General features: G+C 67.3%; 23 protein-coding genes. 7 read left to right on the top strand and 16 right to left on the bottom strand.

Translation table 11 applies throughout. The features are described 5' to 3' along the window. Positions 1 to 106 precede the first annotated feature (106 nt). The 7 genes from G7Y82_RS03065 to G7Y82_RS03035 form a co-directional block, all read right to left on the bottom strand. Positions 107 to 418: a type II toxin-antitoxin system RelE/ParE family toxin gene (locus G7Y82_RS03065; protein ID WP_168146514.1), complete on the bottom strand. Its 312-nt coding sequence runs from the start codon at positions 416 to 418 to the stop codon at positions 107 to 109. Further along, positions 406 to 663, bottom strand: coding sequence for a type II toxin-antitoxin system prevent-host-death family antitoxin (locus G7Y82_RS03060; protein ID WP_168146513.1), 258 nt, complete (start codon positions 661 to 663; stop codon positions 406 to 408). Before G7Y82_RS03060 ends, G7Y82_RS03065 begins: the two co-directional genes overlap by 13 nt. Before the next feature lie 180 nt (positions 664 to 843). Next, a complete protein-coding gene (locus G7Y82_RS03055) occupies positions 844 to 3,984 on the bottom strand; it encodes an error-prone DNA polymerase (protein ID WP_206370245.1) in 3,141 nt (1,046 codons plus the stop codon). Then, entirely contained in the window at positions 3,981 to 5,384 is a 1,404-nt protein-coding gene (locus G7Y82_RS03050; protein ID WP_168146511.1) for a Y-family DNA polymerase, read from the bottom strand. The genes G7Y82_RS03055 and G7Y82_RS03050 overlap by 4 nt, the downstream gene beginning before the upstream one ends. Positions 5,385 to 5,400: 16 nt before the next feature. Further along, the gene (gene imuA / locus G7Y82_RS03045; protein WP_168146510.1) at positions 5,401 to 6,012 is read right to left on the bottom strand and encodes a translesion DNA synthesis-associated protein ImuA; all 612 of its coding nucleotides are present in this window, start codon (positions 6,010 to 6,012) and stop codon (positions 5,401 to 5,403) included. Between the two features lie 12 nt (positions 6,013 to 6,024). Next, a complete protein-coding gene (gene lexA, locus G7Y82_RS03040; protein WP_168146509.1) occupies positions 6,025 to 6,675 on the bottom strand; it encodes a transcriptional repressor LexA in 651 nt (216 codons plus the stop codon). Between the two features lie 135 nt (positions 6,676 to 6,810). After that, positions 6,811 to 7,299, bottom strand: coding sequence for a Fur family transcriptional regulator (locus tag G7Y82_RS03035; protein WP_168146508.1), 489 nt, complete (start codon positions 7,297 to 7,299; stop codon positions 6,811 to 6,813). Between the two features lie 163 nt (positions 7,300 to 7,462). Between G7Y82_RS03035 and G7Y82_RS03030 the strand changes: the two genes are divergently transcribed. Genes G7Y82_RS03030 through G7Y82_RS03015 form a run of 4 tightly spaced genes read left to right on the top strand, consistent with a single transcriptional unit; the run spans position 7,463 to position 10,580 of the window. Next, a complete protein-coding gene (locus tag G7Y82_RS03030; protein WP_168146507.1) occupies positions 7,463 to 8,101 on the top strand; it encodes an ABC transporter ATP-binding protein in 639 nt (212 codons plus the stop codon). Then, complete coding sequence (locus G7Y82_RS03025) at positions 8,098 to 9,300, top strand: ABC transporter permease (protein WP_168146506.1); 1,203 nt, start codon at positions 8,098 to 8,100, stop codon at positions 9,298 to 9,300. The genes G7Y82_RS03030 and G7Y82_RS03025 overlap by 4 nt, the downstream gene beginning before the upstream one ends. Positions 9,301 to 9,304: 4 nt before the next feature. Then, positions 9,305 to 10,273 (top strand): DUF3299 domain-containing protein, encoded by a 969-nt coding sequence (locus G7Y82_RS03020; RefSeq protein ID WP_168146505.1) that lies wholly within the window; start codon positions 9,305 to 9,307, stop codon positions 10,271 to 10,273. Between the two features lie 25 nt (positions 10,274 to 10,298). After that, positions 10,299 to 10,580 carry a hypothetical protein gene (locus tag G7Y82_RS03015; protein WP_168146504.1) on the top strand — a complete coding sequence of 94 codons (282 nt, stop codon included), beginning with the start codon at positions 10,299 to 10,301 and terminating at the stop codon, positions 10,578 to 10,580. Here G7Y82_RS03015 and G7Y82_RS03010 read toward each other — a convergent pair. Both G7Y82_RS03010 and G7Y82_RS03005 read right to left on the bottom strand, forming a co-directional pair. After that, positions 10,552 to 11,631, bottom strand: a complete 1,080-nt coding sequence (locus G7Y82_RS03010) for a CobW family GTP-binding protein (RefSeq protein ID WP_168146503.1) — start codon at positions 11,629 to 11,631, stop codon at positions 10,552 to 10,554. The two genes, G7Y82_RS03015 and G7Y82_RS03010, sit on opposite strands and share 29 nt — an antisense overlap. Continuing rightward, complete coding sequence (locus G7Y82_RS03005) at positions 11,628 to 12,821, bottom strand: GTP-binding protein (RefSeq protein WP_168146502.1); 1,194 nt, start codon at positions 12,819 to 12,821, stop codon at positions 11,628 to 11,630. The genes G7Y82_RS03010 and G7Y82_RS03005 overlap by 4 nt, the downstream gene beginning before the upstream one ends. 154 nt (positions 12,822 to 12,975) lie before the next feature. On the opposite strand from G7Y82_RS03005, the gene G7Y82_RS03000 reads away from it, so the two are divergent. After that, complete coding sequence (locus G7Y82_RS03000) at positions 12,976 to 13,872, top strand: hypothetical protein (protein ID WP_168146501.1); 897 nt, start codon at positions 12,976 to 12,978, stop codon at positions 13,870 to 13,872. 16 nt (positions 13,873 to 13,888) lie between these two features. Here the strand turns inward: G7Y82_RS03000 and G7Y82_RS02995 are convergent, their stop codons facing one another. Continuing rightward, positions 13,889 to 14,746 (bottom strand): DMT family transporter, encoded by an 858-nt coding sequence (locus tag G7Y82_RS02995; RefSeq protein WP_206370244.1) that lies wholly within the window; start codon positions 14,744 to 14,746, stop codon positions 13,889 to 13,891. Between the two features lie 280 nt (positions 14,747 to 15,026). Here G7Y82_RS02995 and arsC point away from each other — a divergent pair, with 280 nt between their 5' ends. Further along, on the top strand, positions 15,027 to 15,380 hold the full coding sequence (arsC, locus tag G7Y82_RS02990) for an arsenate reductase (glutaredoxin) (protein ID WP_168146499.1): 354 nt from the start codon (positions 15,027 to 15,029) through the stop codon (positions 15,378 to 15,380). Here arsC and G7Y82_RS02985 read toward each other — a convergent pair. The 6 genes from G7Y82_RS02985 to G7Y82_RS02960 form a co-directional block, all read right to left on the bottom strand. Next, on the bottom strand, positions 15,364 to 15,855 hold the full coding sequence (locus tag G7Y82_RS02985; protein WP_168146498.1) for a DUF2062 domain-containing protein: 492 nt from the start codon (positions 15,853 to 15,855) through the stop codon (positions 15,364 to 15,366). The two genes, arsC and G7Y82_RS02985, sit on opposite strands and share 17 nt — an antisense overlap. Positions 15,856 to 15,863: 8 nt before the next feature. Then, on the bottom strand, positions 15,864 to 16,202 hold the full coding sequence (locus tag G7Y82_RS02980) for a DUF1475 family protein (protein WP_240954012.1): 339 nt from the start codon (positions 16,200 to 16,202) through the stop codon (positions 15,864 to 15,866). Positions 16,203 to 16,224: 22 nt separating this feature from the next. After that, a complete protein-coding gene (locus tag G7Y82_RS02975) occupies positions 16,225 to 17,484 on the bottom strand; it encodes an SAM-dependent methyltransferase (RefSeq protein ID WP_168146497.1) in 1,260 nt (419 codons plus the stop codon). Between the two features lie 30 nt (positions 17,485 to 17,514). Further along, positions 17,515 to 18,279, bottom strand: coding sequence for a DUF1365 domain-containing protein (locus G7Y82_RS02970; RefSeq protein ID WP_168146496.1), 765 nt, complete (start codon positions 18,277 to 18,279; stop codon positions 17,515 to 17,517). 2 nt (positions 18,280 to 18,281) lie between these two features. Then, a complete protein-coding gene (locus G7Y82_RS02965) occupies positions 18,282 to 19,559 on the bottom strand; it encodes an NAD(P)/FAD-dependent oxidoreductase (protein WP_168146495.1) in 1,278 nt (425 codons plus the stop codon). A 66-nt stretch (positions 19,560 to 19,625) separates the two neighbouring features. After that, positions 19,626 to 20,255: an arylesterase gene (locus G7Y82_RS02960; RefSeq protein WP_168146494.1), complete on the bottom strand. Its 630-nt coding sequence runs from the start codon at positions 20,253 to 20,255 to the stop codon at positions 19,626 to 19,628. On the opposite strand from G7Y82_RS02960, the gene G7Y82_RS02955 reads away from it, so the two are divergent. Next, the gene (locus tag G7Y82_RS02955; RefSeq protein ID WP_168146493.1) at positions 20,254 to 20,928 is read left to right on the top strand and encodes an ABC transporter ATP-binding protein; all 675 of its coding nucleotides are present in this window, start codon (positions 20,254 to 20,256) and stop codon (positions 20,926 to 20,928) included. The genes G7Y82_RS02960 and G7Y82_RS02955 overlap by 2 nt on opposite strands. Positions 20,929 to 20,931 lie beyond the last annotated feature (3 nt).

Here is a 20,931-nt window from a genome sequence, read left to right as displayed (position 1 = left end):
CAAGATCGCCAAAAAGCCCTCCCTCGCGGAGGGCTTTTTGTTTGCGAGATCGTTGTCAAACCATGAGGACAAGCGCCTTATCCCTCAGCCGCCGCCGCGCTCGGAGTTATCTCTCACCCCGCGACTTGAGCAGACATGGGCGCAACAAACGCTCGGCGCGCATCACATAAAGAACGAATACGCTGCCCGCCTCTTCACGGTAAAAGATCCGGCATGGCGACTCGATGATTTGCCGGTATCGCCAGCCCTTCAATTCAGGCGGCTTCGAGCCGCTCCGGGGATGCTCAGCCAGCTGATCGACATGCCGGAAAACGCGCTTCACCAGTTCACTGGCGGCCCGTGGATTTTCAAGCGAAATGTAGTCGGCAATGGCGTCCAAGTCGTTGAGCGCCGGCTCGGTCCAGATTATTTCAGCCATCGACGCATGCGCTGTTTGGCTTGCGCATGCGTGAGCATCCGCCCCTCTTCCACGGCCTTCTCGCCACGCGCAATGCCCTCGAGAAGATCCATCCTGGCCTGCAGGCGCTCGAACGTCTCCACGTCGAGGAGATAGGCGCTGGGCAAACCATGTTGCGTGATGAGGACCGGCTCCTTGTGCCGTTCCAGCTCATCGAGAATTTCCGTGGCCTGACGCTTGAGCCGGGTGACAAGTTCAGTTCTCATGAAGTGATACTATAGTGTCACTTCATGCCACGGCAAGTGGCGGCCACTAACTCGACGTACTCGGCTAGCCATCCCGGATAGAACCGTCGACTTCCGTTACTCGACGGCAATATGCGTATATCAGTGGCGGCCAGGCGGCGGCCGGCGCATGGCTCGTTCATATCGCGCGCCATCTCCACATCAATGGAAATCCCGCGACAGATAAGGCAACGCGGCGATCCACTGCGAGCGGTCGGCGAAGCGCTCGGCGACGACGTGGATGATCCAGCCGCCGGCGTCGCTGCCCTGCTTCTGCAGCGTGCCTTCGGCGAGCAGGAAGTGCCCGCCGACGACGATCTCGCGCTGCGCCTCGATCAGCGGCGGACGCACGATCAGGTTGACGATGCCGGTCTCGTCCTCCAGCGTGATGAACATCGTGCCGTTCGCCGAGCCCGGCCGCTGGCGGAACATGACGATGCCGCCGACGCGCACGGTGTGGCCGTCGGCCAGTGTGCGCAGGCTGTCGTTGGGGACGATGCGCTGGCGTTGCAGCTTGGCGCGCAGCAAGGCGGCCGGATGGCGGCGCAGACTCAGGTGCGTGAACTGGTAATCGGCCAGCACGTCCTCGGCCTCGACCGGCGCCGCCAGCGCGACGTCGTCGTCCGGTAATTCCGCATCCGCCAGCACGCCGTCGAGCCGTGCATGTCCGCGGGTCTGCCAGCGCGCCTGGAAGCGATGCCCGGCCAATGCGTGCAGCGCGTCGGCGCCGGCCAGTGATTCCAGCTCGCGCGTTCCCAGCCGCGCGCGGCGCGCGAGGTCGTCGACGTTGGCGAACGCTTGCACCGCGCGCGCCGCGGCGATGCGCTGCGCGGCCTCGGCGTTGAAGCCGCGGACCAGCCGCAAGCCAAGGCGAATCGCCGCCGCCCCCTGGGCATCGCGTTCGAGATGACAATCCCAGCGGCTGTGGCGCACGTCGATCGCGCGCAACTCGACACCGCTGCGCCGGGCTTCGACGACCAGCATCGACGGCGGATAGAAGCCCATCGGCTGCGCGTTGATCAGGCCGCAGAAGAATGCCGCCGGACGGTGCCGCTTGAGCCAGGCCGACTTGTACGCGAGCAGAGCGAAACTCGCGGCGTGGCTTTCCGGAAAACCATACGAGCCGAAGCCCTTGATCTGTTCGAAGATCTGTTCGATGAAGGCCGGCTGATAACCGTTCTTCGTCATGCCGGCCGCCAGTTCGTCATGAAACCGGGCGACATGGCCATTGCGCTTCCATGCCGCCATCGCACGCCGCAACGCATCGGCCCGGCTCGCGCTGAAATCCGCGGCCACCATCGCGATCTGCATGACCTGCTCCTGGAAGATCGGCACGCCCGAGGTACGCTTCAGCACGCTCTTGAGCGGATCGGATTCTCCCTTCGGATACGTGATCGGCTCCAGCCCCATGCGCCGCCGCAGATACGGATGCACCATGCCGCCCTGGATCGGCCCCGGCCGCACGATCGCGACCTGCACGGTGAGGTCGTACATCGAGCGCGGCCGCAGGCGCGGCAGCATCGTCATCTGCGCGCGCGATTCGATCTGGAACACGCCGACCGTCTCGGCGCGGCAGACCATGTCGTAGGTCGCGCGCGTATCGGCGTCCGTTTCGTAACCCAGGTCACGGATGTCTTCGTAGGCGATCGCGCCGTCGCCGAACGCGCGTAGATCGTCGAGCATGCGCCGCAGCGCGCTGAGCATGCCCAGCGCCAGGACATCGACTTTCAACAGCCCGAGGATTTCGAGATCGTCCTTGTCCCACTGGATGATGGTGCGCTCGGGCATCGCCGCGTTCTCGACCGGCACCAGCTCGTGCAAGGGTCCGTCGGAAATCACGAAACCGCCGACGTGCTGCGACAGATGCCGTGGAAAGCCGCCGTCGATCAGCGTGCCGGCCAGCGTCAGCCACTGGCGGATGCGCGGTGACGACGGGTCGACACCGACCACCCGCAGCCGTTCGGCGAGGTGCGCCGGATCGTCCCACCAGGCCAGCGACTTGGCGACGCGATCGACGACCTCCTCGCCGACATCGAGCGCGCGACCGACATCGCGCAGCGCCGATCGCGAGCGGTAGCCGATGACCGTCGCGGCGATCGCCGCGCGCTCGCGGCCGTACTTGTTGAACACGTACTGGATCACTTCCTCGCGGCGCTCGTGCTCGAAGTCGACGTCGATGTCCGGCTCCTCATCACGCTCGGCCGACATGAAGCGCTCGAACAACAAGCTGCTGCTCTCGGGATCGACCTCGGTGATGCCCAGCGTGTAGCAGACCACCGAGTTCGCCGCACTGCCGCGACCCTGGCAGAGAATGTTTTTCTCGTCGCGCGCATAGCGGACGATGTCGTAGACCGTCAGGAAAAACGGCTCGTGGCCCTTGGACGCGATCAATGCCAGCTCCTTTTCGATCGTCGCACGCACCGTGGCCGGACAGCCGTGCGGCCAGCGCTGGGGAATACGCTGTTCGACCAGGTGGCGCAGCCAGCTGGTCGGCGTGTGCGCCGGATCGACGACTTCGCGCGGGTATCGATAATTCACTTGCTGGATGCGGAACGCACAGCGCTCGGCAATGCGCAGCGTCTCGCGCAGCAGCGCCGGCGGATACAGCGACTGCAGATCGGCGATCGTGCGCAGATGGCGTTCGGCATTCGGGAACAGGCGATAGCCGCAACGCGCAATCGGCCGGTGATGGCGCAACGCCGTCATCACGTCCTGTAGCGCACGGCGCTGGGCGATGTGCATATGCACGTCGCCACTGGCGACCAAGGGCAGGCCGAAGCGCGCGGCGTGTTCGCGCAGCCGCGCGAGCTTGTCGGCATCGCGCCCGTCACGATGCAGCTCGACGGCGACCCACAGCCGCTGCGCATAGCGCTCGCGCAGCCAGGCCAGCTCGTCGAGCTCCTGCGTGCCGCGCGCGATCCACAACAGACTGCAATCGACAAGCGTGTCCGCCACGTCGTCGCGGCGCAGACGATACGCGCCCTTGCGGCCGGCGCGCCGCGCCTGCGTGATCGCACGGCACAGGTTTGCATAGCCGCTTTGCGTCTCGGCCAGCACGACACAGCGCAGGCCGTCGTCGAAGTTCAGTTCACTGCCGACCAGCACGTCGATGAACGGCCGCTCCGCTTCTTGCGCGTGCTTGACCGGCTCATAGGCGCGCACGGCACCCGCCATCGAGCATTCGTCGGTCAACGCCAGCGCGCGATAGCCGAGCGCGTGCGCGGTCTCGACCAGTTCCTGCGGCATCGACGCGCCGCGCTGGAAGCTGAAGGCCGACACTGCATGCAGCTCGGCGTAACTCATGCCCAAAGCCCGTGCACGAACCAGGCTTCGGTTTTCAGATCGCGGTAGACCCACAACCGCGCGCCGCGCCAGTCGACCGCGAAGTAATCGCGGCGCGCATCGGCGCCGCCCCACCAGCCGCCTTCGAGGCGTTCCGGCAAGGCCGTGACCGGCGGCGCCTGCGGCAAGGCCAACGGCTTTTTCAACAGCCACAGCGGTCGCTCGCGCGCGTCATCGGCCGCGTCGTGCACGTCACTGGCGCGGCGCATCGCGTATTCAGGGCGATGATCGGCGTGTGGTGCCGGCGTCCACACCGCCGTCTCGCCGAGTCGTGCGGCGATGCGTTCGAGCGCCCGCGTCCATTCGCCGCCGGTGTCGGCAGCGGCGAACAAATCACCCTGCGGCACATCGGCCGCCGCAATCTCGTCGGCGTGCAGTTCCAGCGTGCGCACCGGCGCCGACAAGGGCTCGCGGCCCAGGCGTTCGCGCAGCGCCGCCAGCATGCGCTGACCGTCGCGATGCGCGTCGCCGAAGCGCAGCGTGAACGACGAGCGCCGCCGCTGGGCATGCGTGCAGACCAAGCGCAGTTCGCGCAGGCCGACGTCGCGTGCGCGCAGCCAATGCTGCAGTTCGATCGCCAGCCGCCGCAGCGGAAACAACAGCGCTTCGACGTGATCGACTTCGGCGGCAAGTTCGAAACGTCGCTGGAAATGCGGCGGCGGCACGATGACTTCAGCCGGTTCCGGCGCGCGGCCGCAAAGCTGATCGAGTTCGCGCAGGCGCGCGGCGCCGAAGCGGCGCGCAAACGCCGCACGCGGCAAGGCGTACAGATCGCCAAGGCGGCGCAGACCGACGCCGTGCAGCGCCTGGCGTTGCGCCTGCGGCCACGGCAGGCGCGCCACCGGCACGGCTGCCAGATGCCGCTGCAAGGCCGCGTCGCCGCGAATGCGCAGCGGCTCGCCGGCCACGGCAAACAGCGCCGCGGCCGCGCGCGTCGGCGCCACCGCCAGACTCGCCGCCTGCGGGAATGCCTCCAGATCCGCACACAATTGCGCATGCAATGCCGCATAGCTGCCGAACAGACGCAGGCTCGCCGCGATTTCCACCCACAGCAAAGCCTGCGGAATGCCGCCGACGTCCGCTGCCTCGCGCAGCTCGCTGTGCACCGGACTGCCGTAGCGATAAATCCAGTGCGCAAGCCGCAGCAGCGCCGCGCGCTCGGCCTTCACATGCCGTGCCTGCGCACGCAACTGCGGCTGCAGGCTCAGCGCGGTGGCGAGCGGCGTGCCGGCGGCGATGCCGGCCGCATCGGTAATCAGCCAGCGGCTCGCGCCGCGCTGTTCGGTGACCACCGCCAGCGGATCGTCGAGGCCGAGGGCTTCGGCCGGCAAACGTGGGAAATACAGACAGAGCCACAGCATCGACGCCTCAGCCGTGTCACGCGAATGCGCAGGTCTGTAAAGGGCGCGCGCCGCGGCACTTCAGCACCTCGACGCACGAGTCACCGCCGACGCGTTCGACGCGCAGGCGCAGCGCTGCTACCGAGTTCGGGGCATGCCCGCTCAGGCAGCGATAGACCAGCGCGATGCTGTCACCGGTTTCGGCAGCGAGCTGCAAACGGCGCTGCGCGGTGGTATCGATCGCGTCCTGCCACAGCAGCACCGCCCCGGCGCGCGCGCGCAACAGCGCTTCGGCCGCCCACAGCGCGTCTTGTTCGGTCTTCGGCTCGATGATGCTGAGCTGCGCCAGCGCCACGCCGTGCCGGCGCCAGGCCGGCGCGTACGGCAGATGCGGCGGCGCGATCAGCGCCAGCTTCCGCCGCGCCTGCGTCAGCCGTGCGACGAGCGGCATCGCCAAGCGCAGCTCGCCGACGCCGGGCCTGGCGTAGACGATCTCGCTGAGCGCCGCGCATGGCCAGCCGCCGCCCGGCAGCAGTGCGTCAAGACGCGCATGGCCGGTCGCTTCGGCGCGCAGCGGCGCCTGACGATCGCCTTGCCAGAGGCGCGCATCGCGCAGCAGCGTCTGCAGAGTGTCGGCCCGCGCGCTCATACCGCTCCGGTATCAGGCCAGGCTGAAGCCGCCGTCGCGGATCAGGCCGACGGCGCGACCTTCAATCACCAGTTCTTCACGCTCGAGATCAATGCGCATCGGCGCGAAATCGGGATTGGCGGCGAGCAGACGCACGATCGCGCCGCGCCGCTCGAAGCGCTTGACGGTGACCTCGTCGCCGATGCGGGCGACGACGATCTGGCCGTTTTCGGCGATCGGCGTGCGCTTCACCGCGAGCAGATCGCCGGGCAGGATGCCGGCGTCGCGCATCGACCAGCCCTGCACGCGCAGCAGAAAATCCGGCGCCGGGTGGAACAGCGTGCGATCGAGCTTGTAATGCGCCTCGACGCTCTCGGTGGCCAGCATCGGCATGCCGGCGGCGACGCGCCCGACCAGCGGGATGCCATCCGGGATCGGCTCGTTGGCGGCTTCGCCGGCGGCGCCCGGCAGCGCCGCATCGAGCACGCGAATGCCACGCGAGGTGCCGGCGCGCAACTCGATCGCGCCCTTGCGCGCCAGCGCCCGCAGATGATCCTCGGCGGCGGTCGGCGAGCGGAAGCCGAATGCCGTGACGATTTCGGCGCGCGTCGGCGGCGCCCCGCGCTCGGCGAGGTGGCGAACGATGAAATCGAGGATTTCGGCTTGTCGCGGGGTCAGATCCATGGCGCCTCCAACTGTATGCTTATACAGTTATCGAGGCGCCGCCGGCCGTCAATCGCCGGATTGCGATGCCGATGAAAAGACTGTGTTTTTATACAGCCGACAATCGACGCGCGCGGCGCGCGCGCGGAACGGGCGTTACGGCTGCGGCTCGGCACACGCCGAGCAAAGTCCCTCGATCTCGACCACCTGACGGCTCGGCCGGAAATGACGCTGACTGGCTTCGCGGTCGATCAGGCGCGTCAGACGCTCGGTCGCCACTTCCTCGCTGCTGCCGCAGTCGGTGCACAGCAGGTACAGGCTTTGATGCATCTCGTCGGGGTGATCGCAGGCGACGAAGGCATGCGCAGTCTCCAGCTTGTGCGCCAGACCGCTGTCGACCAGAAAGTCGAGCGCGCGGTAAACCGTCAACGGAGCCAGACGGCGCTGCTGCTGCGCCTGCATCAGTTCAAGCAGTTGATAGGCGCTGAGCGGGCGCTGATGACGCAGCATCACCGCATACGCCTCGCGGCGGATCGGCGTGAAGCGCAGCCCACGCTCGGCGCACAAGGTCTCGGCATGGCGCATGACCTTGGCGACTTCGGCCGCCGACGGTCGCCTCGCTGCCGTACTGCCCTTATCCGTCATTGCTGTCTCCACATCACCCATCCAGTACGCCCATTATCGAAGCTGACGGGCGGCGGCGCGAGTGCGGCGGCTTCGATACCCGACAGCCGGCGTCGATACCCTGTATTGACGTCTTCACGATTATGTATGTAACGTTATTACATAACACTTTCGCGAAACTGTCATGCTCAGTCTGCAGGCGATCCGCCACCGTTACGACGACCGCACAGCGGCCCGTGTCGAGGTGCTTGATCTAGCCGCCGGCGAACCGGCGTTGCTGCTCGGCCCATCGGGCAGCGGCAAAACCACCTTGCTGCACATCGCCGCCGGCTTGCTGCGCCCCAGCGAAGGTCTGGTTCGAATTGGCGGCCAATCGCTGACCGCACTGGACGACATCGCGCTCGATCGCTTTCGCGGTCGCCACGTCGGCATCGTCTTCCAGCGCCTGCATCTGATCGGCTCGCTGACCGTACTGCAGAACCTGTTGGCCGCACAGTACGGCGCCGGCCTGCCGGTCGACATTGGCCACGGGCGGGCGACGCTTGCGGCCCTCGGCATCGAGGCGCAGGCGGACGTGCTGCCAGCGCGACTCAGCCAGGGTCAGGCACAGCGTGCGGCCGTCGCCCGCGCGACCGTCAATCGGCCACAGCTAATCGTCGCCGACGAACCGACCGCCAGCCTCGACGACCGCAACGCCGACGCCGTGCTCAATCTGCTGCAGGCGCATGCACGGGCCTGTGAGGCCGCCTTGCTGATCGCCACGCACGACGCCCGTGCCAAGGCGTGTATCAAGCGACAGATCACGCTGGAGGCGAGCGCATGAATCTCTGGACGCTCGCGGTCGCCGATTTACGACGCTACCGTCTCAGCAACAGTCTGCACTTGTTGTTGATGGCACTCGGCGTCGCCCTGATCACGGCGCTGCTGCTGCTCGCCAGTCAGATCGCCGGACGCTTTGCGCGCGATGCCGCCGGCGTCGACCTGGTCGTCGGGGCCAAGGGCAGTCCGCTGCAGCTAATCCTGTCGACGGTCTACCACCTCGACATTCCGACCGGGAACATTCCGCTCGACGAAGCGCGGCGCTGGGCGGCCAACCCGATGGTCGCCAGCGCCACGCCGATTTCGCTTGGCGACAACGCACGCGGCTACCGCATCGTCGGCACCACGCCGGCGATGCTCGAGCGTTACGGCGCGCGCTTCGCCAGCGGCCGGATCTGGCAGGCACCGATGGAGGCGGTGGTCGGCGCCGATGTCGCCCGCGACGGCTTTCGACAGGACGCCCGCTTTGCCGGGTCGCACGGGCTGACCGCCGGCGGCCACGTGCACGCCGACCACCCTTACCGCGTGGTGGGCGTGCTGGCGCCGACGCATACCGTCCTCGACCGTCTGATCTTGACCAGCCTCGACAGCGTCTGGGCCATACACGCCGATCATGATGATCACGACGACGATGCGCCCGACGACGGCTACCACGCCGATCAGGAGATCACCGCACTGCTGCTGCGCTATCGCTCGCCGATCGCTGCGATCTCGTTGCCGCGCATGATCAACATGCAGTCGAAACTGCAAGCGGCGTCGCCGGCCTTTGAGACTGCACGCCTGATGCAATTGCTCGGCCTCGGCTTCACGACGCTCAAGGCGCTGGCCGGCGTGCTGTTGCTGACAGCGGCACTTTCAATCTTCATCGCCTTGTACACGGCACTGGAACCGCGTCGCTACGAACTGGCCGTGTTGCGCAGCCTCGGCCTGTCGCGGGGCCGCCTCGTCGTGCTGCTGTGGCTGCAGGCACTGGTGCTCAGCGGCGCCGGCACCTTGCTCGGCGTGCTGCTCGGCCACTTCGCGATCGCCCTGCTCGGCGCACTGTCGCCGCAGGCCAGCGGCATCCGCCTCAGCGGCACGATCGCCGTGGCACCGGAACTCGGCTTGCTGGCCCTGCCGCTATTGGTCGGCACGCTGGCAGCCGCACTGCCGGCCTGGCGCGCCTACCGCAGCGATCCGGCGACCACGCTCGCGGACGGTTAACGACATGCCGGGCGCGCGCATCTCGATTGCCTTGCTGCTGACAGCGGCGCTTGCCGCCTGCGGCCGCCACGACGAGCCGACCGGGCAGCCCCCCGCGCCGCCGACCGACAAGCCGGCAACGCAAACCGCGCAGACCGACTGGACGCTCGCCGCGACGCCGGACGTACCGCCGGCGACGGCGCAGCAACCAACGACGTCCACGCCGTCGTCGGCTTCGCACCCGATCGTGCGCTACTACAACGGCAAGCTCGTCGAGGATCACTCGGCGCCGGTGCTTGAGATCCAGTCCGAGTTCGACAATCACCGGAACGGCAAGCTCGCGGTACCAGCCTTTCCCGGCGACATCGTCTACCTCTACGCCTCGCTGCAGACCGAGGCCGGCACGCCGCTGAAGAACGTCGCGGTCAGCGTACGCTCGAAGCGCGGCACGCCGTACGTGCTGATGGCCGACCATACCGACGCACAGGGCGATCTCGAATTCCGCCTGATCGCCGGACCGCTGGGCGCGGACCTGATCACCGTGTCCGCCGCCGGCGCGCGGCAGGATTTCTATCTGGACGTCAGCGCGCCGACGCGCAAGCAGTGGCTGGGCGGACTGGACCTGCACGGCACAACCTCCTGGGACCTGCTGATGTCGGCGCGGCTCGACATGCAGCGCGACCTGACCCGCGCGGTGTTTCCGGCACCGCTGCAGGCGCTGGACCGGCAGCGCATCCGGATCGCCGGCTTCATGGTGCCCCTCGGCCTCGACGAAAAGCAGACGCACTTCCTGCTTTCGGCGAATCCACCGAGCTGCTTCTTCCATCCGCCCGGCGGCCCCGCTTCGGCAATGGAGGTCTTCGCACCGGCCGGTGTCGCCATGACCTATGAGCCGATGGTGCTCGAAGGCCAACTGGAACTCCACGCCAAGAGCCAGGACAGCATTCTCTATCGCCTGCGTAGCGCGCGCCTGGTCTCGACGATCAAGCGTTGAACCTCACCCCCACAGGAGTCATGACATGCGCAAGTCCCATCTTTTGCTGATGCTCGGCGGCCTCACGCTGCTGCCGCTATCCGCCCAAGCCCGCGACGTCGACGATATTCCCGGCGTCAGCGACGAGCCGGCGATGGCGCAGTTCGCCGAACCCAAGCTCAGCCTGGGCTTCTCCGATCACAGCGATGCGCGCGCCGCCGGCAAGGGCGGCGACGGCGCCGTGACGTTCTCCGAGCAGACCCGCGACGGCCGCAGTCTGCCGCTGCGCATCGACCCGATCAGCGGCGAGGTACTGGGTCCTCCTTGAGCGCCGGCGCCTGCAGATAGCCGAGCGTCGCCGCGACGATGTCGCGGCCGGCGCCGCGGGTGATGAAGACCAGCCGCGTGCGCCGGTCGTCGTCGGGCCAGGCCGGCAATTCGCGCATCGGGTGCAATGCGTACTGCACGCCGTGCACGACACTGGGGCCGGCCTGATTCTCGATATTCAACAACCCTTTGACACGCAGCAGGGTCGGCCCGCAGAGCGTACGCACGAACGCCAGCCAGCCGCGCACGCGGGCCCACGGCAGCGGCGCGTCGAGAATCACGCTGAACGTCTCGATCTGCTGTTCGGCCGGCGTCAGCGGCCGCGCGACACCGAGCAGGCCGCCGCGTGGCGCCGCGTCGGCGGCCGGCATCAGCCGTATCGTGTCGGCCGCAGCCAACCAGCCGCCGCTGCGATAGCGCGGCGAGGCCGGATTATCGCGGCCGCCGCTGAACAACTGCGCCGGCTGAGCCGCACCGTGGTGAACGACCGCGACCGGCGCATCTGGATTCATCTCCCGCAGGCGCTCGCGGAGCGCCGACAGCGTGGCCTCGTCGACCAGATCGCATTTGCCAAGCAGCAGGCGATCAGCCGCCGTGATCTGCTGCACGGCAATATCGTGCGACGCGAACGTCTCGTCGGCGTTCAGTGCATCGACCAGCGTCACCACCGAGTCGAGCTCGAAATGCGCGAGCAGCTCGGGATGCGCAACCAGTTCCTGCACGATCGGGCCCGGCTCGGCGAGCCCGGTCGTTTCGATGATGACGCGTCGCAGCGTCACACCGCGCTGACGCATGCGCGCAACGAGCACCAGCAGCGCCTCCGACATCGCGCCGCGCGCCGTGCAGCAGATGCAGCCGTTGGCGATCAGCTGCAGATCGTCGGGGGCCGCTTCGACGAGGTGATGGTCCAGGCCGACTTCGCCGTATTCGTTGATGACGATCGCCGTGCCGTCCATCTGCGGATGACGCAGCACGAAGTTCAGCAGCGTGGTCTTGCCGGCACCGAGAAAGCCGGTCAGCACCGTGACCGGCAGGCGAGCGGCCTCACTCACGGGTTCGACTCCCACGACGCGAAAGGATCGGGCAGGCCGCGCCAGACCAGATGACCGCCACGCAGTTCGTTGTCGTCGAGCAGGCAGGCGTCGAACCGCGCGCGCATATCGGCCTCGTCGTAGTCGATGCCGATGAAGACCAGTTCCTGGCGACGATCGCCGTAGGTGTCGTCCCAGACCTCGCGCAGTTGTTCCATCAGTTCCGGCCCGGCCTTGCCGGCGCGCGGGCTGGCCCACCACATGCCGGCGACGCCGGTCTGCAGGCAACTGCCGGCCTGCGACATCTGGCCGACGAAGTCCGGGCGGCTGGCGATCCAGAACCAACCCTTGGCACGCACGACGCCCGGCCACGACGAGTGAAACATATCGTGGAGGCGCTGCGGGTGAAACGGCCGACGCGCACGGTAGACGAAACTGCCGATGCCGTATTCCTCGGTCTCCGGCACGTGCTCGCCGGCCAGTTCGCGAACCCAGCGCGGATTGCGTTCGGCACGCTCGAAGTCGAAGCGCTGGGTATCGAACAGCTCGTGCGTGGCGACGCGACCGTGATCGGCGGTCACGACCCGCGCCGCCGGATTGAGCGCGCGGATCAGGGCCAGTACTTCACGCTGCCGCGCCGGGCCGACATCCGAAAACTTGTTGACGACGACCGTATCGGCGAATTCGATCTGGTCGACGAGCAGGTCGACGACGCTGCGCTCGTCTTCGTCGCCGAGCGCCTCGCCGCGCTGGCGCAGGAAGTCCTCGGACGCATAGTCCTGCAACAGGTGCATGGCATCGACGACCGTCACCATGGAGTCCAGGCGCGTCAGGTCGGACAGCGAGAAGCCCGCCTCGTCACGCACCGCAAACGTCGCCGCGACCGGCATCGGCTCGGAAATGCCGGTCGACTCGATCAGCAGGTAGTCGAAACGGTTCTCCCGCGCCAGCATCGTGACTTCCTTCAGCAGATCGTCGCGCAAGGTGCAGCAGATGCAGCCATTGGAAAACTCGACCAGTTTTTCGTCGGTCCGCGACAAGCGTGCGCCATCCTCGACGAGCGCTGCGTCGATGTTGACCTCGCTCATGTCGTTGACGATGACGGCGACGCGCCGCCCCTCGCGATTGCCGAGCACATGATTGAGCACGCTGGTCTTGCCGGCACCGAGAAAACCAGACAGCACGGTCACCGGCAACTTGTTGGTCGACATCACTGAGTCCTCTTCAAAAACGTTACTTTATAACATAACGTTTTCGAACTATAGCGCCGTAGCCGGCCGTATCGCCGTTGCACGATGTCGCGTGTTTCATGACAGCGTCACCCACCGCGGCTAGCGTTCCGCTTTTGCTCGCCCAGAGACGCCGATGCACAACGCCACCCTGCCGACGCTGTTGCTGGCCATCGCCTTGACCGCCTGCGGCGGTGGCGGTGGCGCCGACGGCGACAACGGCTCGATCACGCGCTTCACGGTCGAACAGGCCGATCTCACCGAATCGTCCGGCCTGGCGCGCTCGCAGCGCGCCGACGATCTGTACTGGAGCCACAATGACAGCGGCGGTCCGACCGACGTCTACGCCTTCGACGGCGCCGGCAATACGCGCGGCGTGCTGCACCTGGCGCCGACGCTCAATCTCGACTGGGAGGACGTCAGCTCGTTCAGCGAAGGCGGCGAGCCCTACCTGCTGGTCGGCGACATCGGCGACAACAGCGCGATCCGGCCGTCGGTGCGTTTCTACATCGTCGGCGAGCCGGCCCTCGACGACAGCGCGGCGACGGTCAATGCGGCACCGACGCAGACCACGATCGTCCGCTATCCGGACGGCGCCCGCGATTGCGAGTCGATCGCGGTCGATGCCGACGAAGGCATGGTCTATCTGCTCAGCAAGCGCGACGCCGTACCGCACCTGTACCGGGTGCCGCTGCATCCAACCAGCCTGATCGTCAGCGCCGAGGCGCTCGGCGAAATCAATATTCCGCGCGCGCCAGCCGACGCCGAAAGCCCCGAGCGCATCAACTGGGTAACGTCGATGGACTTCGACGCCGAACGGCGGCGTGCCGCGGTGGTGACGCTGACACAGGCCTACGTCTATACGCGCGGCGATGGCGAAAGCTGGGCCGACGCCTTCCAGCGTGCACCGAGCGCCTATGCGCTGCCCGACGATCCGCAGATCGAGGCGATCGCGTTCAGCGCCGACGGCCAAGAGCTGCTGGTGACGTCGGAAGGCTCGCCGACGCCGGCCGCGCACCTCGCGCTCGACTGACGGTCTGCGGCGGCGCTCAGCCGCGCTGCCCGAGCCAGACCCCGGCCGCGGCCAGGCCGAAGCCGACCGCGTCATGCCAGCCGAAGCGCGCGCCGAGCAACAGCGCCGCCAGCACGGCCGTCACCGGCGGCACCAGATAGAACAAACCGGAAACGCGGCCGGCGCCGCCATGGCGCAGCAACCACAGATACAACAGCAGGCCGGCGCAGGAGTTGCAGAGAATGATCCAGACGATGCCGGCGATCGCCCACGGCTGCGCGTGCATCTGCAGCCGCTCCAAGTGCCAGGCGAACGGCAGCAGCACGACCAGCGAGGCGAGCAATTGCACCACCAGCGCCAGGCGTGGATCGAGCGTCGTCGCGTGACGCTTCTGGTAGAGCGTGCCCGCACTCAGCGCCAGCAGCGCGCAGAGCATGAACACATAGCCGAGCACCGAGCCGGCGATGCGCAGGTCGGGCACGATGACGAACAGCACGCCGGCCAGACCGAGTACCAGGCCCAGCGCCGCCCCGCGTTTGAGGCGCTCGCCGAGCAGCAGCGCCGCACCGGCCGCGGTCGTCAGCGGCATCAAGCCGGTGATCAGCCCCGCCACTGCCGGCGACACGCCGGTGCGCAGGCCGGCATAGGTGAAGCCGAAAAAGCCGGCCTGCAGCAACACGCCGGCGACCGCCGCATGCAGCAAGGCCCGGCGCGATGCCGGCGCGGCGCGCTGCACGAGCAACCACAAACCGATCAGCGCCGCCGAACCGGCGAAGCGCACCACCGCCAGGGTGTAAGGCCCGCTGCCGTGCAAGGCCGCGGCCGCGGCGATGTAGCCAGTGCTCCACAGCACGACAAAGGCCAGGCCGCCGATACCGGCGCGCGGATGGGTCATGGCGGATTCGGACACAATGGAACTCGGGCTGACGGATGCGGCGCGGATTGTAGTCGTGCGCGGCAATGTCACCGATGGCTGGCGAGGCGGCAATGCCCTGTCACCCAGGCTGGCGACGCCTCCCTGCGTCGATGCGCTCCCTGCGCCCAGCGCCACGCACCTTAGCCATCCGAATGCGACTCCTTCCTGAATCAGGCATGGCAATGGTGTGGCGGCCGACGGTGTACGGCGCCCGCCGCGTTCGCGACAATGCATGCGCTCCTTTTTTGCCGACCCGATCATGAAAGACGCCATCCTGCACAACCCGCGCTGCTCGAAGAGCCGCGAAACCCTGAAGCTGTTGCAGTCGCACGGCGTCGAGCTGCCGGTCATCGAATACCTGCAGCAACCGCTGTCGAAGGCGGAGCTGCGCGAGGTCTGCAAGCTGCTCGGCGTCAAGCCGCTGCAGATCGTGCGCACCAAGGAAGCGCTGTTCGACGAGTTGGGGCTGACCCAGGACAACGGCTACAGCGACGCACAGTGGATCGACGTGCTCGCCAGTCATCCGAAGCTGATGGAACGGCCGATCGTGGTCTATCGCGGCCGCGCGGCGATCGGTCGGCCACCGGAAAACGTGCTCAGCCTGCTGGCCTGAGACGCGTGGCGCGTCGCGCCAGACTGCGCAGCAGCGGCCGCAGCACGACGTAGATCAGCAGCGCCGCGAGCGGCGCGACCAGCAGCCAGACGACGATGCCGTAGACGGCGACCATGCCGTAGTCGACGACGAACTGCCACGGCCCGGCCTTGAAGCGCGCGATCAGCGCGGCGATCGACAGGATCGGCACATGCGGCTGGTCGAACAAGGTCTCGCCGGCGCGGTAGAACGGCAACAGCAGCGCAATCTGCGCCGGATAGAACAGATAGTTGGCGAGCTGCATCACCGGCTGATTGAGGCCGAAGGCGATGGCCACCACGCCACACAACAGCGTCGTCGCACCCAGCACCGGAAAACAGCTGCAGACCGCGGCCAGCGCGATCGTCAGCGCGATGCGCTCCGGCGTGATGCCCTGGCGCAGTTGCGCGACGATGGGGTCGATCAGCCAGCGCCGCCACAACGGCCGCTTCTCCATCACCGCGCTCATCGGTCGCGCAGCAACAGCATCTCGATCGACGCGTCACGCGGCAGGCGCCACAGGCGCAGCAGCAAATACCCCGCGATGGCGATATTGCCCAGCCCGAAGATCAGCAGCAGCCACAGCACGCGCATGACGTTCGAGCGCTGCTGATAGGCCACCCACAACCAGATCGTGAAGAACGCCAGATAGGTATCGACCAGCGTCGCGATGAACCACGGATGCGTGACCACCGCGCGCGGCGTGTCCCACATCGGCAGCTGCAGACTCGCCCAGCCGGTCGCCGCGACGATGGCGGCGAGTGCGAGCGTAAAGACGATGCGGAGCGAGACGGTCAGCGGCATGCCGGCGATTTTCGCACGCGTCTCAGCTGCGATGCAGCGTGATCTGCATCAGGTCGATGCTGCCGACGCGAAAGCCGCACTCGCAATAAGCGAGGTAGTAGCGCCACATGCGCAGGAAGCGCTCGTCGAACTGCTCGACCACGGCGTCGCGCACCGCCATCACGTTGCGATGCCAGATCGCCAGCGTGTCGGCGTAGTCGATGCCGAAGAAGCGCGCGTTCTCCGGACGCAGGCCGGCGGCGATCGCCAGATCCTGGAAATGACCCGGTGGGCACAGCATGCCGCCCGGGAAGATGTACTTCTGAATGAAGTCGCGCTTGCGCCGGTACTGCTCGAAGATCGTCGGACTGATGGTGATGCCCTGCACGGCGGCGACGCCGCCGGGCTTGAGTGCGCGGCGAATGGCGTCGAAATAGGTCGGCCACCACGCCTCGCCGACCGCCTCGTACATTTCGATCGAGACGATGCGGTCGTAGGTTTCGTGCACGTCGCGATAGTCGCGCAGCGCGAAGGTCACGCGATCGGCGACACCGGCCGCTTCGGCGCGCTGCTGCGCTTCGGCAAGCTGCTCGGCCGACAGCGTGATCGACGTCACCCGGCAACCATAGGTCTGCGCCGCATAAATCGCGAAGCCGCCCCAGCCGGAGCCGATTTCGAGCAGATGATGTTCAGGCTTCAAGTGCAGGCGCTCGGCCATCTCGCGGAACTTGTTGCGCTGCGCGTCGGCCAGCGTCTCGTTCGGCGCGTGTCGGAAGACGGCCGACGAATAGGCCAGCGTCTCGTCGAGCCACAGCCGGTAGAAGTCGTTGCCGAGATCGTAGTGATGCGCGATGTTCTTGCGCGCCGTGGTCTTGGTGTTGTCGCGCAGGCGGTGCTTGATCCAGCCGATGAAGCGGCCGAGCAGGTTCTTCTCGTACGGCCCCTTGTAGTGCGGCTCGTTGCGATACAGCACGGCGAGCAAGGCGGCGAGATCGGGCGAATCCCACAGTCCGTCGATATAAGCGTCGCCGAAACCGACTTCGCCGCCGCGCAGCACGTAGCCGAGCAGGCGCGTCGAGCGAATCAACAGCACACCGTGCGGCCCTGGCTCGTCGCCGCGGAAATGCTGGGTGCTGCCGTTCGGTAGCACCACGTCAAAGCTGCCGACGCGCATGCCGCGCAGCATGTACAGCATCAGCCGCGTGCCGAGGCCCACCCGCTTGCCGGCGCGCGCCAGTATCGGGCGTTCGTCGGCATAGCCGTCGTTGACGAAAGTGGCCTGCTTCAATTCGGGGTCACTCATGAAAAGCTCCGTTCGCGGGGACGCGCCGCTTCAGCTGATATCGGTGGATGGCGGTGCCGGCTTGCGATGAAAGCGTGCGCCGTGCAGCCAGATCTTCAGCGCCTGCCAATGAATCGCCACGACGACCTTGGCCGCCAACCACGGCAGGCCGAGCACCTGTCGGGCGATGGTCGTATCGCGCAAGGCACGACGTTCGGCGCTGATCGTCGCGTCGAGCTGCGGCATGCCGGCGTCGCTGAGGTGAATGGCAACCCGCAGACGGGCACCCGGCTCCCCCAGTTCGAAACGATAGCGGCCTGCAACGGCAAAGAATGGCGAGACGTGAAAGCATTTTTCCTTCTCCGGCATCTGCCCATACGGCAGCGGCGCGCCATCGGATGCGAGCACGTAGCTGTGCTTTTCGCCAAAGGTGTTGTTGACCTCGGCGATCACCGCGCGCAGCGTGCCGTCGGCGTGCTCGCAGTACCACAGGCTGATCGGATTGAAGACGCGGCCGAGCACGCGCGGAAAGGCCAGCAGGCGAATACGGCCGCCGGCCAGCGCGACGCCATGCGCGCGCAGCACCGCCTCGGCCCAGGGCCGCAAGCCGAGGCCGTCGCCGTGATCGCGATCGTGCAGCGCCAGCAGATTGAAGCGGTTGTGCGAGAAGCAGCGATGCCGCGCGGCCACCGCGTCGACGCGGTCGACGTCGACGAGCAGGTAGAACACGCGATAGACGAAACGGTAGAACGGCGCGACGCGGCGGCGATGCATCACCGTCGCGCGGTACAGACAGGCGTCGTCCGTCGTGTCCATGCCTACAGTGTCGCCCATTGCGGCAGACACTCGCGATCGAGGCCCGCGACGGCGCGCAAGCCGGACTTCAGGCCGTCCTCGTGAAAGCCATAGCCGGTCCACGCGCCGGCCCACCAGATCCCGCGCCGGCCCTGGATTTGCGGCAACTGCTGCTGCGCGCGGATCGTCTTCGGCAAATACTGCGGATGCCAGTAGTCGGTCTCGTAGTGCACGGTGCCCGGCAGCGGTGTGCGCGGCGGGTTCAGCGAGACGATGTACGGGGCGCTGCCGGCCGGCAGGCGCTGCAACTGGTTCATCCAGTAGCTGACGCCGATCGGCGCGTCGCTCAGCGCGTCGTCGGCGAGCAGCGCGTTCCAGCTCGACCAGGCCCAGCGGCGGCGCGGCATCAGTGTCGTGTCGCTGTGCAGATAGGCACTATTGCGTGCGTACGGCACGTCACCGAGCACGCCGCGCTCGTCATCGTCGGCGTCCTGCAGCAGGCGCAGCGCCTGGTCCGAATGCACGGCGCAGACCACGGCGTCGAAGTGCTCGCGGGTGCCCCCGGCATGCACGGACACGCCGCGGTCATCGCGGCTCACGGCCTCGACCGGCGTCGACAAGCGCAACGCGCCGCCGTAGGCCAGCAGCAACGCCTCGACGTAGCGGCACGAACCGCCGACCACGGTCTGCCACTGCGGCCGCTCATAGACATTGAGCAGGCCATGCGAGTCGAAGAAGCGCGCGAACGCCGGCAGCGGAAAGTCCATGACGCCGGCCGTCGAGGTGCTCCAGATCGGCCCGGCCATCGCCGCGACATAACGCACGCGCAGGCTCATCGGGTAGCGCTCGCGTTCGAGGAATTCGCCAAGCGTGATGTCCGGCAGCGCATCGGCCGCCAGCAGTGCTTTGATCTGCGCGTTGAAACGGGTAATCGCCGACAGCATGCGCCAGTGCGTCGGCGACGCCAGCAGCGACGGCTGCGCGAAGACCTTCAGCAAATTCTCGTCGCCGGCCCATTCGACACGGCCGCCGGATACCGACACGCCCAACGACATGTCGGTGTCCTGACGTGCAACGCCCAGCTCATCGAGCAGCGGATAGAAGTTCGGATAGTTGATCGGGTTGCAGACGATAAAACCGGTGTCGATCGCCAGCACGCCGTCGGCCGTGCGCACGTCGACCGTATTGGTGTGGCCACCGGGCCGCCGATCGGCCTCGTAGACGACGACGTCGTGGCGGCGGGCCAGGCAATAGGCGGCGGACAAGCCGGCGATGCCGGCGCCGATAACGGCGATCTTCATGCGGGGCGGATCTGGATATGGAGTCGGCCGATACGGCCCAGCCCCGCGTTTGGATGCGCGCGCACGCTACCGCGTCGCGAGTTTCTCCAGTGCCGGCCAGATCGCGTCGAGCACCTTGGGCTCGGACGTGGCCAGCGGGTGAATGCCATCAGCCTGAAACGCGTCGCGGTCGGTGGCGATCGGCGCCAGCAGGAACGGCACCAGCGCGATGTCGTTCCGCTTGGCGAGCAGCGGATAGCTGTCGGCGAACTCGGTGACGTAGGTCGGCCCGTAGTTCGGCGGCAGCTGCATCTGGAAGATGGCGGTGCGCGCACCGGCCTGCCTGGATAGGTCAACGAGGCGCTGCAGATTCTGCCGCATGATCTTGATCGGCAGCGCGCGCAGGCCGTCGTTACCCCCGAGTTCGATCAGCACCACTTGTGGCTGGTGCCGCGCCAGCAGCGCCGGCAGTCGCGCCAGCCCCCCGCTGGTAGTTTCACCGCTGACGCTGGCGTTGATCACCTGCGCGCGATAGCCTCGATCGCTCAGGCGCTGTTGCAGCAGCGCCACCCAGCCCTGCGACTGCGGAATGCCGTAGGCCGCACTGAGGCTGTCACCGAGCACCAGCCAGACCGGCGGCTTGCCGTCCGCCGCCGTGGCCAGCGCCGGGATCGCGCAACCGAGCAGTAGCACGCAGAACAGGAATCGCTTGAGCATGGCTTCGAACAGTGCCGTTCGTGCAGTGGGTGTGAGCAAGCAGGTTAGCAGCGGCGGCCAGCCGCTGACGATTCTCGACGACGTCGATCTCGACATCGGCGCCGGCGAATCGCTGGCGATCATCGGGAGCAGCGGCTCCGGCAAGACCACCTTGCTGTCGCTGCTGGCCGGCCTCGACCTGCCGTCGCGCGGCACGATCGAACTGGCCGGGCAATCCTTGAACGATATGGACGAAGATGCACGCGCCGCGTTACGGGCCGGCCGTGTCGGCTTCGTGTTCCAGTCGTTCCAGCTGCTGGCTGGCTTCACTGCGCTGGAGAACGTGATGTTGCCGGCCGAGCTGGCCGGCCTCGCCGATGCGCACGAACGAGCAACGGCGGCGCTCGATCGCGTCGGTCTGGCGGCACGCCTCGATCATTACCCGCGACAGCTGTCGGGCGGCGAGCAGCAGCGTGTGGCCCTGGCGCGCGCGTTCTGCGGCGAGCCGGCCATCCTGTTCGCCGACGAACCCACCGGCAATCTCGACACCGTCACCGGCGGCCGCATCGTCGAGCTGCTGTTCGAAATGAACCGCGACCGCCGCACGACCCTGATTCTGGTCACGCACGACCCGGGCCTGGCGGCACGCTGCGCGCGACGCGTCACGCTTGCGGCCGGGCGCCTGCAGTCATGAGCG

It is taken from the genome of Solimonas marina, from assembly GCF_012241385.1.
Classification (GTDB): domain Bacteria; phylum Pseudomonadota; class Gammaproteobacteria; order Nevskiales; family Nevskiaceae; genus Solimonas; species Solimonas marina.
The sequence above is the reverse complement of the archived record's forward strand: the minus strand, read 5'-3'. Positions and strand labels throughout refer to the sequence as shown.